At 61.7% G+C, this 13,318-nt stretch carries 14 protein-coding genes; 7 read left to right on the top strand and 7 right to left on the bottom strand.

What is annotated here, in order from left to right; all coding sequences use genetic code 11:
* Positions 1-160: 160 nt before the first annotated feature.
* Positions 161-736 (top strand): Fe-S biogenesis protein NfuA, encoded by a 576-nt coding sequence (gene nfuA / locus EGJ68_RS10190; RefSeq protein ID WP_027949399.1) that lies wholly within the window; start codon positions 161-163, stop codon positions 734-736.
* A gap of 45 nt (positions 737-781) precedes the next feature.
* Here the strand turns inward: nfuA and EGJ68_RS10185 are convergent, their stop codons facing one another.
* The 5 genes from EGJ68_RS10185 to gloB all read right to left on the bottom strand — a co-directional run bounded on the left by EGJ68_RS10185 (position 782) and on the right by gloB (position 6,247).
* A complete protein-coding gene (locus EGJ68_RS10185) occupies positions 782-1,861 on the bottom strand; it encodes a 3-deoxy-7-phosphoheptulonate synthase (protein ID WP_123034434.1) in 1,080 nt (359 codons plus the stop codon).
* 104 nt (positions 1,862-1,965) lie between these two features.
* Positions 1,966-2,835 (bottom strand): LLM class F420-dependent oxidoreductase, encoded by an 870-nt coding sequence (locus EGJ68_RS10180; RefSeq protein ID WP_123034433.1) that lies wholly within the window; start codon positions 2,833-2,835, stop codon positions 1,966-1,968.
* 124 nt (positions 2,836-2,959) lie between these two features.
* Positions 2,960-4,129, bottom strand: a complete 1,170-nt coding sequence (locus tag EGJ68_RS10175; protein ID WP_123034432.1) for a class I SAM-dependent methyltransferase — start codon at positions 4,127-4,129, stop codon at positions 2,960-2,962.
* Entirely contained in the window at positions 4,113-5,252 is a 1,140-nt protein-coding gene (locus tag EGJ68_RS10170) for a LysM peptidoglycan-binding domain-containing protein (protein ID WP_123034853.1), read from the bottom strand. Before EGJ68_RS10170 ends, EGJ68_RS10175 begins: the two co-directional genes overlap by 17 nt.
* A 227-nt stretch (positions 5,253-5,479) precedes the next feature.
* Entirely contained in the window at positions 5,480-6,247 is a 768-nt protein-coding gene (gene gloB / locus EGJ68_RS10165) for a hydroxyacylglutathione hydrolase (RefSeq protein WP_123034431.1), read from the bottom strand.
* Positions 6,248-6,327: 80 nt separating this feature from the next.
* Here gloB and EGJ68_RS10160 point away from each other — a divergent pair, with 80 nt between their 5' ends.
* Genes EGJ68_RS10160 through sohB form a run of 5 tightly spaced genes read left to right on the top strand, consistent with a single transcriptional unit; the run spans position 6,328 to position 10,137 of the window.
* Positions 6,328-7,083, top strand: a complete 756-nt coding sequence (locus tag EGJ68_RS10160) for a class I SAM-dependent methyltransferase (protein WP_158283601.1) — start codon at positions 6,328-6,330, stop codon at positions 7,081-7,083.
* On the top strand, positions 7,080-7,523 hold the full coding sequence (gene rnhA / locus EGJ68_RS10155) for a ribonuclease HI (protein WP_123034429.1): 444 nt from the start codon (positions 7,080-7,082) through the stop codon (positions 7,521-7,523). The genes EGJ68_RS10160 and rnhA overlap by 4 nt, the downstream gene beginning before the upstream one ends.
* A 16-nt stretch (positions 7,524-7,539) precedes the next feature.
* Positions 7,540-8,265, top strand: a complete 726-nt coding sequence (gene dnaQ, locus EGJ68_RS10150; protein ID WP_123034428.1) for a DNA polymerase III subunit epsilon — start codon at positions 7,540-7,542, stop codon at positions 8,263-8,265.
* Positions 8,262-9,077 (top strand): NAD(+) diphosphatase, encoded by an 816-nt coding sequence (gene nudC, locus EGJ68_RS10145; protein WP_123034427.1) that lies wholly within the window; start codon positions 8,262-8,264, stop codon positions 9,075-9,077. Before dnaQ ends, nudC begins: the two co-directional genes overlap by 4 nt.
* A 4-nt stretch (positions 9,078-9,081) precedes the next feature.
* The gene (gene sohB, locus EGJ68_RS10140; protein WP_123034426.1) at positions 9,082-10,137 is read left to right on the top strand and encodes a protease SohB; all 1,056 of its coding nucleotides are present in this window, start codon (positions 9,082-9,084) and stop codon (positions 10,135-10,137) included.
* A 13-nt stretch (positions 10,138-10,150) separates the two neighbouring features.
* Here sohB and EGJ68_RS10135 read toward each other — a convergent pair whose 3' ends face one another.
* A complete protein-coding gene (locus EGJ68_RS10135; protein ID WP_233248762.1) occupies positions 10,151-12,412 on the bottom strand; it encodes a fatty acid cis/trans isomerase in 2,262 nt (753 codons plus the stop codon).
* Positions 12,396-12,614 carry a hypothetical protein gene (locus EGJ68_RS10130; protein ID WP_199228004.1) on the bottom strand — a complete coding sequence of 73 codons (219 nt, stop codon included), beginning with the start codon at positions 12,612-12,614 and terminating at the stop codon, positions 12,396-12,398. Before EGJ68_RS10130 ends, EGJ68_RS10135 begins: the two co-directional genes overlap by 17 nt.
* Before the next feature lie 81 nt (positions 12,615-12,695).
* Between EGJ68_RS10130 and EGJ68_RS10125 the strand changes: the two genes are divergently transcribed.
* Positions 12,696-13,313 carry a trimeric intracellular cation channel family protein gene (locus EGJ68_RS10125; protein WP_123034425.1) on the top strand — a complete coding sequence of 206 codons (618 nt, stop codon included), beginning with the start codon at positions 12,696-12,698 and terminating at the stop codon, positions 13,311-13,313.
* Positions 13,314-13,318: the final 5 nt, after the last annotated feature.

The raw sequence follows: 13,318 nt of genomic DNA, 5'->3' as shown, positions 1-13,318 counted from the left end.
TACCTGTGTGTTGAAGAAGGGCGTGTCAGTCGCCGCCGGTAAAAAAGCCCGCAATATTAACAGATAATGACGCGCTGGTGGGTCGCAGCATTTGCTCTCGCACTGGGACCGCGATGTTTGCTAGAATACTTGACTAATTTACTCGGAATGGAAGAGGGCCATGGTTACCATCACGGAGTCAGCACAGGGATATCTGGCGGAACTGTTGTCAAAGCAGGAAGATGCTCTGGGTGTGCGCGTATTCATCAACCAGCCTGGAACCCCGAAGGCAGAGACCTGCATCGCCTACTGCCGTGACAGTGACATCCTTGAGGGCGATGAAAAGCGCGATTTTGGGGCCATCACTGCCTGGTTCGATGCCCGCAGCCTGCCGTTTCTGGAAGACGCCCTGGTCGACTACGCCAAGGATCGCATGGGTGGACAACTGACCATCAAGGCACCCAACGCAAAGCTGCCGCGCGTGGATGAAAACAGCCCGCTGGAAGACCGTATCAATTACATTCTTTACAATGAAGTGAACCCGGCACTGGCGGCGCATGGCGGGGAGGTCAGCCTCGTCGAGTTGACGCCTGATCCCTACGCCATTCTCAAGTTCGGCGGCGGTTGTCAGGGCTGCGGCATGGTGGACCAGACGCTGAAGGGTGGGGTGGAGAAAACCCTGCTTGAGCAGTTGCCTGAGTTGCGCGGTGTGCGCGACACCACCGACCACTCGGATCGCAGCAACGCCTACTATTGAATCTAGCTCCGGGGGCGAGCGCTGCCTGAGGGGTGCGCGGCGTCCTCAGGCGTCTTCGAGACGCCGGGGCAGGGCGGTTTGAAGCGCCGCCCGTAACTTGCGCAGGCAGGTTTCGGTTTCTTCCCAGCCAATACAACCGTCGGTAATCGATACACCGTATTGCAGGTCTTCCAGGCGCTCGGGAATGGACTGGCTGCCCGCATGCAGGTGGCTTTCTATCATCAGGCCGACAATTGAATGGTTGCCTTCCAGAATCTGGTTGCCCACGTTTTCTACCACCAGGGGCTGCAGCTCAGGCTGTTTGTTGGAGTTCGCGTGGCTGCAGTCAACCATGATGTTCAGCGGCACCCCGGCTTTCACCAGCGCCTCTTCGCACAGTTTGATGTGCACCGAGTCGTAGTTGGGACCATTGCTGCCACCGCGCAGCACGATATGGCCGTAGCGGTTGCCGCGCGTGGTGATGACCGCGACCTCACCGTCGCCGTTGATGCCGAGAAAGCGGTGGGGCTTGGCCACGGAGTTCAGCGCATTGCTGGCTACGGTGAGTCCGCCATCGGTGCCGTTCTTGAAGCCGACGGCGGACGATAGGCCACTGGCCATTTCGCGGTGGGTTTGCGACTCCGTGGTGCGCGCGCCAATCGCCGACCAGCTGATCAGGTCCTGCAGATACTGGGGCGAAATCGGATCCAGCGCCTCGGTAGCGGTCGGCAGGCCGAGCTCCAGAATATCCAGCAGGAGCTTGCGACCGATGTGCAGGCCTTCTTCAATCTTGAACGAATCATCCAGATGGGGATCGTTGACCAGGCCTTTCCAGCCCACGGTGGTGCGAGGTTTCTCGAAGTACACCCGCATGACGATGTACAGGCTGTCCTGCAGTTCTTCAGCCAGCGCCTTGAGGCGCCCGGCGTATTCCAGTGCGGCATCCACATCGTGTATCGAGCAGGGGCCAACGACCACAAACAGGCGGTGATCCTTGCGGTCGAGGATGTTCTCAATGACTTCGCGGCTACTGGAGAGCTGGGCGTGAGCCGCGGGGCTCATGGGCAGGGCCTGCTTCAGCTTTGCCGGGGTGATCAATACGTCCTGCGAGGCGACGTTGACGTTGTAGACTTCGGTATGACTCATTGCGCATTACCTGATTGCGGGCTTCTGGCGGGCGACTAGAGGCCCGCTGCGGCGAAGCATTCTATAGCAGCGTCAGGCTTTTGAACAGAAAGTGACCGCTGCGCTCAGGATAGCGGCGCAATAACCTCGTCAGCGTAGCGCTTCACGCCGTCGATCTTTAGCGCCACGTCGTCTGTTTCGCCGTGATAGAACATCCAGGGCATGGTGAGGATATGCGTCACACCCGCGTCCTCAAGGCGGCGGTAGCCATCGGCATCCCAGGCGTCGTTGGGGGTGGCCATGACGTCGAAGGGCTCGCTGTCCCGACCGTACTCCCGGCGCCACTGCCGTATGCGCTCGATGCTCTCGATGATCTCGCTCGACGGCTGCAGGTCGGTGACCCAGCCGTCTGCAAGGCGTGCCGCGCGCCGCATGGCCGGGTCGGAAATGCCACCAATCCAGAACGGAATGGGGGCGCTGGGCGCGGGGTTCATTTCCAGCCGGTCGAAGTCGTAGTATTGCCCGTGGTACTCCACCATGTCGCCCGTCCAGAGCAGTCGCATGATCTCCAGCATCTCGTCGGTGCGCTTGCCGCGCGTTTTGAAGTCCTGCTGCATCAGGGCAAATTCATCCGCAGACCAGCCCACGCCGAACGCCGGCGTAACCCGGTTATTGGACATAATCGCTGCGGTGCTGATGGCCTTGGCCACCAGGAAGGGGTTACGCATGGGCAGCACGAAGATATTGGTGGTAAAGCGCAGGCGCTTGGTGATGGTTGCCAGCCCACCAATGACCACCCAGGGGTCGGGCCAATCGGTGAATGCGCCCCAACGCCGGCTACCGTCCTCGGTGTAGGGGTAGGGCTGGCTGATATTCTCCGGGTGCACCACGTGGTCGGAAAAGGACATCGCTTCCCAGCCGTATTCATCAGCCACCGGCGCGATGTCTGTAAGGTGTGAAACCGTGCTGAACGAGGTGGAGAGGACAAACTTCACAGTGAAACTCCGTCAGTTTTGTTATCAACTTGCCTTAACTGTAACAAGATGCTTGGCCCTGCAGCAGCGCGGCTCCGCCTGGTCGCGGAACTAGCACGGCGTTGTCCAACAAGTCATACCCGGCTCAGCGCTCGGCGAGATACACCCGAAACTTGCGGTTCTCGGCCAGAACCCGCCATTGCCGGAAGCCCGTTTGCAGGGCGCTGCGGTAGTCGAGGTGCCGGTTGGCCACCAGGCACAGCGCGCCACCCGGCGCCAACACCTGCGCCGCCTGCAGGATCAGGCGGCGTCCGACAAAATCGTCCACGGTGTGTTGCGCATGAAATGGCGGGTTACACAGTATCAGTTCGGGCGCTTGCTCCGACCAGTCCAGCAGGCCATCACCGTGTAAGAAGTGTGTCTTGTGCTGGCTCGTCGTGGGTGCCAGCAGCCGCTGGGCATTGATACGCGCCGAGGCAATGGCCTGCGCCGACTCGTCGCAAAACCACACTGTTGTAGCGAGCCCGGCCTGCAGCGCTGCCAGGCCAATGACACCATTACCGCAAGCCAGGTCCACCGCGCGGGTCACGGGCCGCAACGCGGGCAATTGGTCGAGAAGAAAGCGGGAGCCGATATCCAGGCCCTCGCGACTGAACACGTTGGGCAGGGCGTACAGCGGGATGCCGAGCGCCTCGCAGACGTAGTTCTGGCCGGGCTCAGGCGCTGCGGGCACTGGCTCCGCAGCGCGCTGCGTGCGCCACAGATGTGCCTTGTACTGGCCGTGTTCGCGGTGTGGGGTGCCAACCCAGTGCTGCAGCTCCTCGCTCAGGCCCTTTGGCGTGTGTTTGTCCATGGCTGCGGCCAGCAGCAGGGCCCCGGCGGGTAACAGGCCGGCGATTGTCGCCAATTGTTGGCGCAGCAGAGCCTTTTGCTTGGGCACGCGCAGTAGCACGATGTCGGGTGCGGCGGGCGGGCGCTCGGTGCTCCAGACCACATCAACCGCTGGGGCACTATTGTTCGCGGTATTGAGCGCTGCGGCGTGGGCAGCCAGAGCGGAATCGGTCCAGAGCGTAGTGGCGATGCCACTGGCCGAGAGTGCGGTGCAGAGCGCCCCGTGTTCATCATTTACAACCAGCGCCGACGCGGGGCGAGGCAGCGTCTGCGTCACCGCCTCGAGCAACAACAGGTCTGCGCCACACCAGGCTTGCAGCAACTCTTTTCGCCGGGTCGGGTAGCGTTGTAACAGGAAGTCGCCCAGCGGCGTTTGACAGAGCTGAGGTGTAACCGCTGTCGCGGAATCAACCGTCTCCGACATAAAGTGTCAGCTGTTGCCCGGGAAAGATGGGGGCGCGGACATTCAGGGCATTCCAGGCGACAATGTCCTCGACTCGCACCTTGAAGCGTCCTGCAATCCGGTACAACGAGTCGCCAGGGCGCACTTTGTAGTCCCTCGCTTCGGGAATTTTCGTTCCACGGCGGCTGGCGATGCTCAGGGCGCTATCGTCCCCGCGGGGAATCACCAGTGTGGCGCCTTCCCGGATGAAATTGCTGTGCAAATCGTTGGCGGCGCGCAACAGGTCTACACGGGTGGAGAACAGCCGGGCGATACGGCTCAGGGTGTCACCCCGTCGCACCCGGTAATGATCCCACTGCACGCGCTGCTCGGCAGACAGCTGTGCCAGTTGCTGCTGAAATGCCGTGGCACGGTCTGGCGGCACAAGCAAGTCGCCGGCATGAGGCGCTGTTGCCCATCGCAGGTGGCCGGGATTGAGCGCCTGCAGCCGGGCTTTTGGAACACCCGCCAACTGTGCTGCGCGACCGAGTTCCAGCTGTCCACCGGTCGGTACAGCGACAAATGCGGGCCGATTCTGCAGCGGTGGCAGGTTGACAGCCCAGCGCTCGGGCTCGGCGATCAGGCTACTCAGGGCCAGCAGGCGCGGTACATAGTTCCGGGTTTCCCGCGGCAGCGGTAGGGACCAGAAGTCGGTTGGCCGGCCACGAGCGGCATTGCTCGCCACTGCCCGGCTTACCCGGCCGACGCCGCCGTTGTAGGCAGCGAGCGCGTTAAGCCAGTCGCCATCCAGGGTGGCATACAGATACTCCAGGTAGTCCAGGGCAGCGCGGGTGGAATCCCGCAGGTCCCGGCGGCCGTCATACCACCAGTCGCTGGTGACGCCCAGGGTTTTTCCGGTACTGGGTATGATTTGCCAGAGGCCAACGGCCTGCTGGGATGACACAGCGAAAGGATCCAGCTGGCTTTCGACCAGGGGTAGCAGGGCCAACTCGAGTGGAAGGTCACGACGCTCGACCTCTTCGACGATGAAGTGCAAGTAGAGCTCACCGCGTTGCGCAAGCACCCGCTGTAGCCCGGATTTCTGGCGCAGGTAGTAGTTGCGTGCGTCCGCTACCTGAGCGTTCTCGGGTACTTGCCATTGCATGCCATGCTGCAGCCGGCCCCACAAGTCGTCAGGGTTGCTGTGGGGTAGCCGAATGGGACGATTTTCAACGCTGCGCCGGACGGGGCCCGCCTGCGTGGTGGCGTTGCCGGCAGGGCGCGCTGCATCGGTGCCCTCTCCGGGCGGCAGGGCCTGGCAGCCTGCCAGTGCAAAAAGTGCAGAAATTACTATAGCTATACTTTTTAAATTTTTGATTATATTGCAGTTTATCAAAATGAATCTTTCCACGATCGGAGCGCGGCGAAGACGGATGCGGGCGCATCACCCTGCCATTTTCCCTCGCGTTGCAGGGAGGCAATCAACGCCGGTTCAGCGCAGCGCAGGAAGGGATTGGTGGCCCGTTCAACCGCGATGGATGAGGGTACGCTGGGCTCATCCTGTGCGCGTAGTCGGGCAACGGCCTTTACCCGCTCCGCCAGTGCGCTGTTATCCGGTTCGGCCGCCTGCGCGAACCGCAGGTTGGCCTGCGTGTATTCATGCGCGCAATACACCCGGGTCTCGGCTGGCAAAGCCGCCAGTGTCGACAGGGAGGCGTGCATCACGGGTGCGGTGCCTTCAAACATGCGACCGCAGCCGCCGGCGAAAAGCGTATCACCACAAAACAGGAGGGGCTCTTCGCCAGGGCTGAAGAACGCGATGTGGTCAAGGGTGTGACCGGGCACGGCAAATACTGTGAAATCCCGACCAAACACGGAAACGGAATCGCCCTCGCCAACCGCATGCGTAATGCCGCTAATTGCAGGGTTGTCGGGGCCGTATACAACGGGCTGCGCATGCGCAATGAGCTCGGGCAGCCCGCCCACGTGATCGAAGTGGTGGTGCGTGATGAAGATTGTGGTGAGCTGCACATTGCGTTCGCGCAGCAGACTCAGCACGGGGGCCGCATCGCCCGGGTCGACCACGGCACACTGCTCGCCGCGTTGAAGCAACCAGATATAGTTGTCGTTGAAGGCCGGTATCGGTTCAATTGCCAGCATGGATGACGTTCAAAACCCCTTCAAATGCATTAACATGGCCGCTGATTCAAGCGAGTGCCGGTGAACGGCCACGGGAACTGATGCGCGAGTGTAGCGATATTTTGGCCGAACTGGAATCCTGGTACGCCAGGGAAACCACCCGGCACCTGCACGCAACGGTGCAGGGGGCCCTGGAGCCACTGCTGGAAACCGCATTTGGCTACCATCTCCTGCAGATTGGTCACACCCGCGATCAGCCTTTGTATGGCAATAGTCGCATCAGGCACCGCGCCTATCTGGCGCCAGCGCACGGGGCAGCGGTTTCCCTTGTTGCCCAGCACGACGAGTTACCGATAGAAAGCGACAGCGTCGACGTCGTGATTGCGCATCACAGCCTTGATTTCACCCAGCGACCGCACGAAGTGCTGCGCGAGTTACAGCGTGTGCTCACGCCCCACGGGCAGCTGTTGTTGGTGGGTTTCAACCCGCTTGCCACGGGGTGCGGCGTGCGCCGCCTGCGGGGCCTTGCGGGGCACACCCTGTGGCAGGGGCTGTCGCCCGTGAGCGCCCGCAGGTTGCTGGACTGGCTGCGCCTGCTGGGCCTCGAAACCCAGTCGCTGCGCTACCTGCACCCGCTACCGGTGGCAGGGCAGGGGCGTATCGCCCGCTACGCGCAGCAGGCCAACCAGTGGAGCCAGAAAATACCGCTGCCACTTGGCGAGATTTACCTGGTGCACGCTGTCAAGCAGGTGGGCGGGCGCGTGTTGCCGGTGCGTCGCTCGCGGCCGGGGCCCCGCCTGATCGGGCTGACGGTGCCCAAGCCAGCGGCGGCACCACGTGGAGACCACGCAGCGTGAAGCAGGTCGAAATATTCACCGACGGCGCCTGTCGCGGGAACCCCGGGCCAGGCGGTTGGGGCGCACTGCTGCGCTTTGCGGGCCGTGAGCGAAAGCTGTATGGCGGCGCTGCGGAAACCACCAACAACCGCATGGAACTGCAGGCAGCGATTGAGGCCCTGCGCGCGCTCAAGGAACCCTGCGAGGTCAACCTGACCACGGACTCTGTGTATGTGCGCGACGGTATTACCAAGTGGCTTCCCAACTGGAAGCAGAAAAACTGGAAGACGGCAGCACGCCAGCCGGTCAAGAATGTCGATCTCTGGCAGGCGCTGGATGAACAGAACCAGCGTCATCGCATTCATTGGCACTGGGTCAAAGGCCACAGCGGTCATCGGGAAAACGAGATCGCCGACCAGTTGGCCAACCGGGGCATAGACGAACTGCACCATAAAGCCTGAACAACGGAAGCATAGTGTGAGATTGATTGTACTGGACACGGAGACCACTGGCCTGGAAGTCAGTCAGGGACACCGCATAATCGAGATTGGTTGCGTGGAACTGGTCAACCGGCGTTTGACGGGAAACCATTTCCACCGTTACATCAATCCGGAGCGCGACATTGACCAAGGCGCGATAGAGGTGCACGGCATTACCCGTGAATCTCTGGCCGACAAGCCGGTGTTTGCACAGGTAGCCGCCGATTTCCTCGAGTTCGTGCGCGGGGCGGAGCTGGTCATCCACAACGCGCCCTTCGATCTCGGCTTTCTGGATGCGGAGCTCCGACGGCTGGATGACAATCACCCAGGGCTTGAGCGGTGGTGCACGGTAACCGACACCCTGGTTATGGCGCGCCGTCGCCATCCGGGGCAGCGCAACAACCTCGACGCGCTGTGCAACCGCTACACCGTGGACAATTCCCAGCGCGATCTGCACGGCGCCCTGCTGGATGCCGAAATCCTGGCGGATGTCTACCTGGCGATGACCGGTGGACAGACCACGTTTCAGCTTGCCGACAACGGCCCCGGCGAGGAGGGCGGCAGTGGCCGCAGCGAGGGGATTCGGCGCCTGCCCGCCCAGCGCCAGCCCCTGCCGGTGATCAGGGCCAGCGCAGAGGAGCTCGCGGCGCACGAAGCCCAGCTGGAGGCGATTGAACGGAGCAGTGGTGGCAGGGTGGTCTGGCGGGAGGTATTTCCAGTATGAGTGTTGAATTTCACAATCGCGCACCGCAATCCATTGAAGACGCGTTGCACCTGGTGTTCCAGGGCGGACAGCTGGTGAGCGACATGCACGCGGAACCCCTGCTGCCTCGGGCCGAGTTGCAGGCACTGGGCTGGATGGTGGTACGCGAGCAGTTCCTCGGTTACTGGCACGGCCGTCCGTGCTTTGCCGTGGAGATTGATGCTGCCATCGAGCCGGACCCCATGCGTTTCGTGCGTGGCAACCTGTATCAGTGGCTGGGCCGGGTTGATGATGGCCTGTTCGCACTGGCCGGGCGCGCGACACAGCTGCTGGCCTGGGAGCGCGACCACCAGTACTGTGGGCGCTGCGGTGCCGCGATGGTTGTGGATATCGGCGAGCGCGCCATGCGCTGCAGGCCCTGTGCGACCATCAACTACCCCCGCATCAATCCCTGCGTGATCACGCTCGTGACGCGCGGCGAGGAACTCCTGCTGGCGCGCAATGCCAACTTCCCGGGCAAGATGTACAGCACGCTTGCCGGGTTTATTGAGGCGGGTGAAAGCGCCGAGGATACCCTGCACCGCGAGGTCCGCGAGGAAGTGGGCGTGGAGGTGACGCGGCTGCGCTATTTCGGCTCGCAGTCCTGGCCCTTTCCCAGTCAGCTCATGCTCGGCTATTTTGCCGACTATGCGGGAGGCGACATCGTCTGTGAGCCGGGCGAGATCGCCGACGCCCGCTGGTTCCACTACAGTGCACTGCCGCAGGTGCCACCGCCCAGTTCCATTGCCGGGCAACTCATTCGTCACTACATCAGCGAACTAACACGGGAGTAACCCCTTGGAGCACGTTTATCAGTACGGTCTTTTCCTGGCCCAGACACTTACCTTCGTGGTTGCGGCACTCTTGCTGGTCGCCGGTATTGTTGCGCTTGGCCAGCGCCACAAGGCGCGGGCAGAAGGGCACATCGAAATCCATAAAGTGAATGACAAGTACAAGGACATTGCGGACGCCATGCGCACCGCCATGACCGACCCGGCGCTGCACAAAGTAGCGGAGAAGGCCCGCCAGAAAATGAAGAAGGCGGAGGCCAAGGCCGCCAAGAAGCGCGCCAAAAAGTCAGAATCAACTGAAGAAAAGCATCGTAACAAGCTGTTTATACTGGACTTTGACGGTGACATAAAAGCCAGCGCCTGTGACCAGCTGCGCGAAGAGATTTCTGCTGTATTGCCGCATGTGGCCGAAGGCGATGAGATTTTGCTGCGCCTGGAGAGCCCGGGCGGCATGGTGCACGGCTATGGCCTTGCCGCCAGTCAGCTACAGCGGATTACCGATGCCGGCGCGCAATTGACCGTGGCCGTCGACAAAGTGGCGGCCAGCGGCGGTTACATGATGGCCTGCGTTGCCCAGCGTATCATTGCCGCGCCGTTCGCCATTCTGGGTTCCATTGGCGTGCTCGCACAATTGCCCAACTTCCACCGGCTGCTGAAAAAGCACGATATCGATTTCGAGCTGCTCACAGCAGGGGAGTACAAGCGCACATTGACCTTGTTCGGCGAAAATACTGACAAAGGGCGTGAAAAGTTCATTGAAGACCTAGAGAAAACCCACGCCCTGTTCAAGGCATTCGTGAGCGAAAACAGGCCCGCGCTGGACATCGAGCAGGTCGCCACTGGTGAGGTCTGGTACGGGCGTGAGGCGGTCGCGATGGGCCTTGTCGACGCGGTGCAGACCAGTGATGCTTTCGTGCAGGCCCAGCTAGAGGAGCGGGATGTGTTCGAAGTGTCTTACGTGGAGCGCAAGAACTGGCAGGACAAGCTGGGCGTGGCGGCACAAGGCGCCGTTGAGCGGGGTCTATTGAAATTGTGGCAATACAACCGAGGGCCTCACGCCTAGGCCACGCGGCACGTCAATAACCCAGGTAGCGATTGTAATCCAGCACACCGGCGGCCAGCCCGTCCTGTTCACGGTAGAGCGTATGCAGGCGGTCGCTGACCGCCCAGAACCAGGGTGAGTTGCGCCGCACCCCGTAGCGCTGACGCAAGAGCTGGAAGTCTTCTACCGCCTGCATGCGCACAATATCGTTGACGAACAGGGGCACCTGCTTTTCGTGTACCTGGAAAAACAGGTTGGGGTGGGCGCCGATAAACCCGGAGACGACCGTGACCGCGTCCTCTTCCGGCAGGCGGCGTTCTTCCTCGCGGAACAGCTGTGCGATGTTGCTGTAACCGGCATCATGCAACAGAGTGTAGGCTTCGTCACGACCCGGCCCGATCACGTTCACGAAGCTCACAGCGGGCAGGAAGCTGTTGTGCGCCCCGCGTGCGCTCACAAGGGTTTCGAAGGCCGCTGCCATATCCTCACTGGCGGTGCGTCGGTAGTCAAAGGAGGGCGCTTGTGCCCCATGCAGGCGCTCGCGCATCCAGCCCAGGAATTCTGCTTTCGGATCTTCTGAAGTGAAGCTCAGGCTGGTCTCTCGCTGCATCGCATCGCTGCGTACGAAAGGGTGTTCGCGGGCCGAATCGGGAGCGTTCCGGTACCAGTGCTCCCACAGTGCCTGACGCCGGTTTGCCGGCAAGAACATGAGGAAGTTCAGCTCGCCCTCCATGCGCAGGAAGTCCATATAGAGCCGCGATTCCAGTTGATGCGAGGCGGCTCCGTAGACATCGAAATTCGCGACCAGCAGGTAGTGAATGCGTTCCAACAGAGAATAGGTGATGAACCATGCGGTTTTCGGCGTCTCGCCCACGAAGCCCTTGACGACTGAAGCGGTGTCTACGTGGCGCGCGATGGTCAGCGCCGCATTGGGGTTGTCGCCATCGCCATCCCAGATCACCTCCAGGCCAGGCCGACGACCCTGCTCCACGTACTGCCGCTCAAGATAGTCTGCTTTGGCGCGCATGTAGCGGGCGTGGCCGCGCGCATAGCGGCGCCATTCGAGCAAATCGATCACCGTGCCCGTGCGCGCAGCCGGCAGTCGCAGGTTGCGGGCCTCGCGCTCGAGAAAGGCTCCGTCCAGCTCCGGGTCGAGTTCATCCGGGTCCATGAACATCACCCAGAAGCGGTCATCAATCACATTCAGGGCAATTTGCCCACGACAGACCGGCCCCTTGATAAAGTTCATGATGGTGAACTCGGCTTCCTTCAGCAGGAAGCGATAGCGCGACCGCACGGGCAGGGCGGCAAAGGTGGTAAACGGATTGCCGGCCGTGTTTTTGTCGTAGCCGGGCACCTGGGGTACCGCATAGTCGGGCGTGAGAAACAGTGACTGGTACAAGGCGCGGCGCTCGGCATCAAACCGGTAGGGCTGGTGGCTTTTGGCGGCCACGATGATCGGCATCGCCTGGAGGCGATAATAGAACGTCTTGCGACCCGGGTCGTCAAAGGGGCGCCGGGTTGTCAGTAGATCAATGGGCTCCCCCGGCGGCGTGGCCGAGCGCACCAGCCTGAACCACCGCGGGCGGTGATCTGCCTGTAAATAGAGCGTTGCCAGGAACAGGTGTTCGTAAACATACCGCGCCATCAGCCGTGACTTGTTATCGTCGCCATTCAGAAATTGCTCCCAGGCCGCAAGTTCCGCCTGTAACGCGGGAGAGAGCGGTTCCTGTTTAAGGTCTGGCGCTCCAGCGTCCAGCCAGCTAACCAGTGTGGCGTGCTCATCCGGTTGCAGTGCGGGTAGGCCATAGGGCATTCCCCATAGGGGGAATTCACTGGCGAACTGGTCAAAATCGTCGGGTTTGGCACATTGCTGATCGCGGTGCAGGCGAAAGTCGAAGCCCTCGGGAAGCGGGCCGTTGGGCGGCAGGGGGTTCGCCTGCTTCAAATCCAGCATGCGGCGCATTAGGCCCGCAGCGGGCTCAGACGCGTTGAGGACGGGGTAAAACCCTTTCTTGCGCCAGGCTCGTTCGCCCTGCGCGTCATCGAACAGGCGGGTGAGGTCGCCCGCAAGCAGGCGCGTGGAGTCGTACACCAGGGTCTGGCTGGCGCCGCGCACCAGCCCTTCGTGCGCCTCCATTTTCAACTGACAGGGTGCGTCGTAACAGGCGTGGCAAACCACACAGCGCTGCTCGATCAGCTGATGTGCCTGGCTGGCCAGGCTCTCTGCACCGGCGACTGCGCTGCTGAGTAGCCCGAGTACTATGGCGAGCAAACCATTACTGTGCAGGTTCACAGTCACCTCGCTGTATGATGGCCCGGTTCACCAGCGCGTCCTGATCACCGGATTCATCAGCGAGCACGGCGGCTCCCACGTCCTGATTCAGCGCGCTGCAGGGGTCCGGCTCGGGCTCGGTGGTCAGCCAGGCCAGCACTGCAATGATCAACAGCACCGCCACCAGTGACAGCAGTGATAGGTACCAGGGATTTTTGAGCATGGTCAGGCTGACTCAGGGTTGGTGTAGGCCGATGATAGCACGCATACTGTGCGCCCTCCCGCACCGAACCGACGGCTCCACATGGATATAAGCAGCTTCATCTACAGCCTGGATCTGATTGGGGTAGGGGTGTTTGCCATCAGCGGTGCGCTGGCCGCAGCGGAAAAGCGCCTGGATATCCTCGGCTTCCTGCTGTTTGGAACGATCACGGGTATCGGTGGTGGCACCCTGCGTGACCTGCTGTTACACACCGGAGAGGTGTTCTGGATCGGGGATACGGCGTATCTGTGGATGTGCATTGGCGCGGGCGTAGCCACCTGGTTCCTCGCTCACCTGTTTGTTTCACTGCGCCGTGTATTGCTGTGGGCCGATGCACTGGGACTGGCCCTGTTTTCGGTGCTGGGCACCCAGAAAGCACTGGCCTTCGACGCACCGCTTCTGGTCGCTATTGGCATGGGCATGATGACAGCCACATTCGGCTCGCTGATTCGCGACGGACTGCTGGGCCGCCCGCCGGTGCTGCTTGAGCCCGATATCTACGTAACGGCTGCAGCACTGGGGGCGGTTAGCTATGTGGCGCTGGAGTCACAACCCTGGGCGCGGGAGGCGGCACTGCCGCTGGCGGTGGCCGCGGCATTTAGCTTGCGTGCCGCAGCGATTCTTTTCGACCTGCGCCTGCCCAAGTACCCCCCAGAGTAGCTTGA

This window comes from Haliea alexandrii (genome assembly GCF_003719295.1).
Lineage (GTDB): Bacteria > Pseudomonadota > Gammaproteobacteria > Pseudomonadales > Halieaceae > Haliea > Haliea alexandrii.
Note: the sequence above shows the minus strand (reverse complement) of the source record. Positions and strands in the feature narration are given on the sequence as shown.

Bases quoted from the DNA above. Each gene is read 5' to 3' on its own strand.
- nfuA (WP_027949399.1), top strand. From the start codon at position 161: ATGGTTACCATCACGGAGTCAGCACAGGGATATCTGGCGGAACTGTTG.
- EGJ68_RS10185 (WP_123034434.1), bottom strand. From the start codon at position 1,861: ATGAGTCATACCGAAGTCTACAACGTCAACGTCGCCTCGCAGGACGTA.
- EGJ68_RS10175 (WP_123034432.1), bottom strand. From the start codon at position 4,129: ATGTCGGAGACGGTTGATTCCGCGACAGCGGTTACACCTCAGCTCTGT.
- EGJ68_RS10170 (WP_123034853.1), bottom strand. From the start codon at position 5,252: ATGCAATGGCAAGTACCCGAGAACGCTCAGGTAGCGGACGCACGCAAC.
- gloB (WP_123034431.1), bottom strand. From the start codon at position 6,247: ATGCTGGCAATTGAACCGATACCGGCCTTCAACGACAACTATATCTGG.
- EGJ68_RS10160 (WP_158283601.1), top strand. From the start codon at position 6,328: ATGCGCGAGTGTAGCGATATTTTGGCCGAACTGGAATCCTGGTACGCC.
- nudC (WP_123034427.1), top strand. From the start codon at position 8,262: ATGAGTGTTGAATTTCACAATCGCGCACCGCAATCCATTGAAGACGCG.
- EGJ68_RS10130 (WP_199228004.1), bottom strand. From the start codon at position 12,614: ATGCTCAAAAATCCCTGGTACCTATCACTGCTGTCACTGGTGGCGGTG.
- EGJ68_RS10125 (WP_123034425.1), top strand. From the start codon at position 12,696: ATGGATATAAGCAGCTTCATCTACAGCCTGGATCTGATTGGGGTAGGG.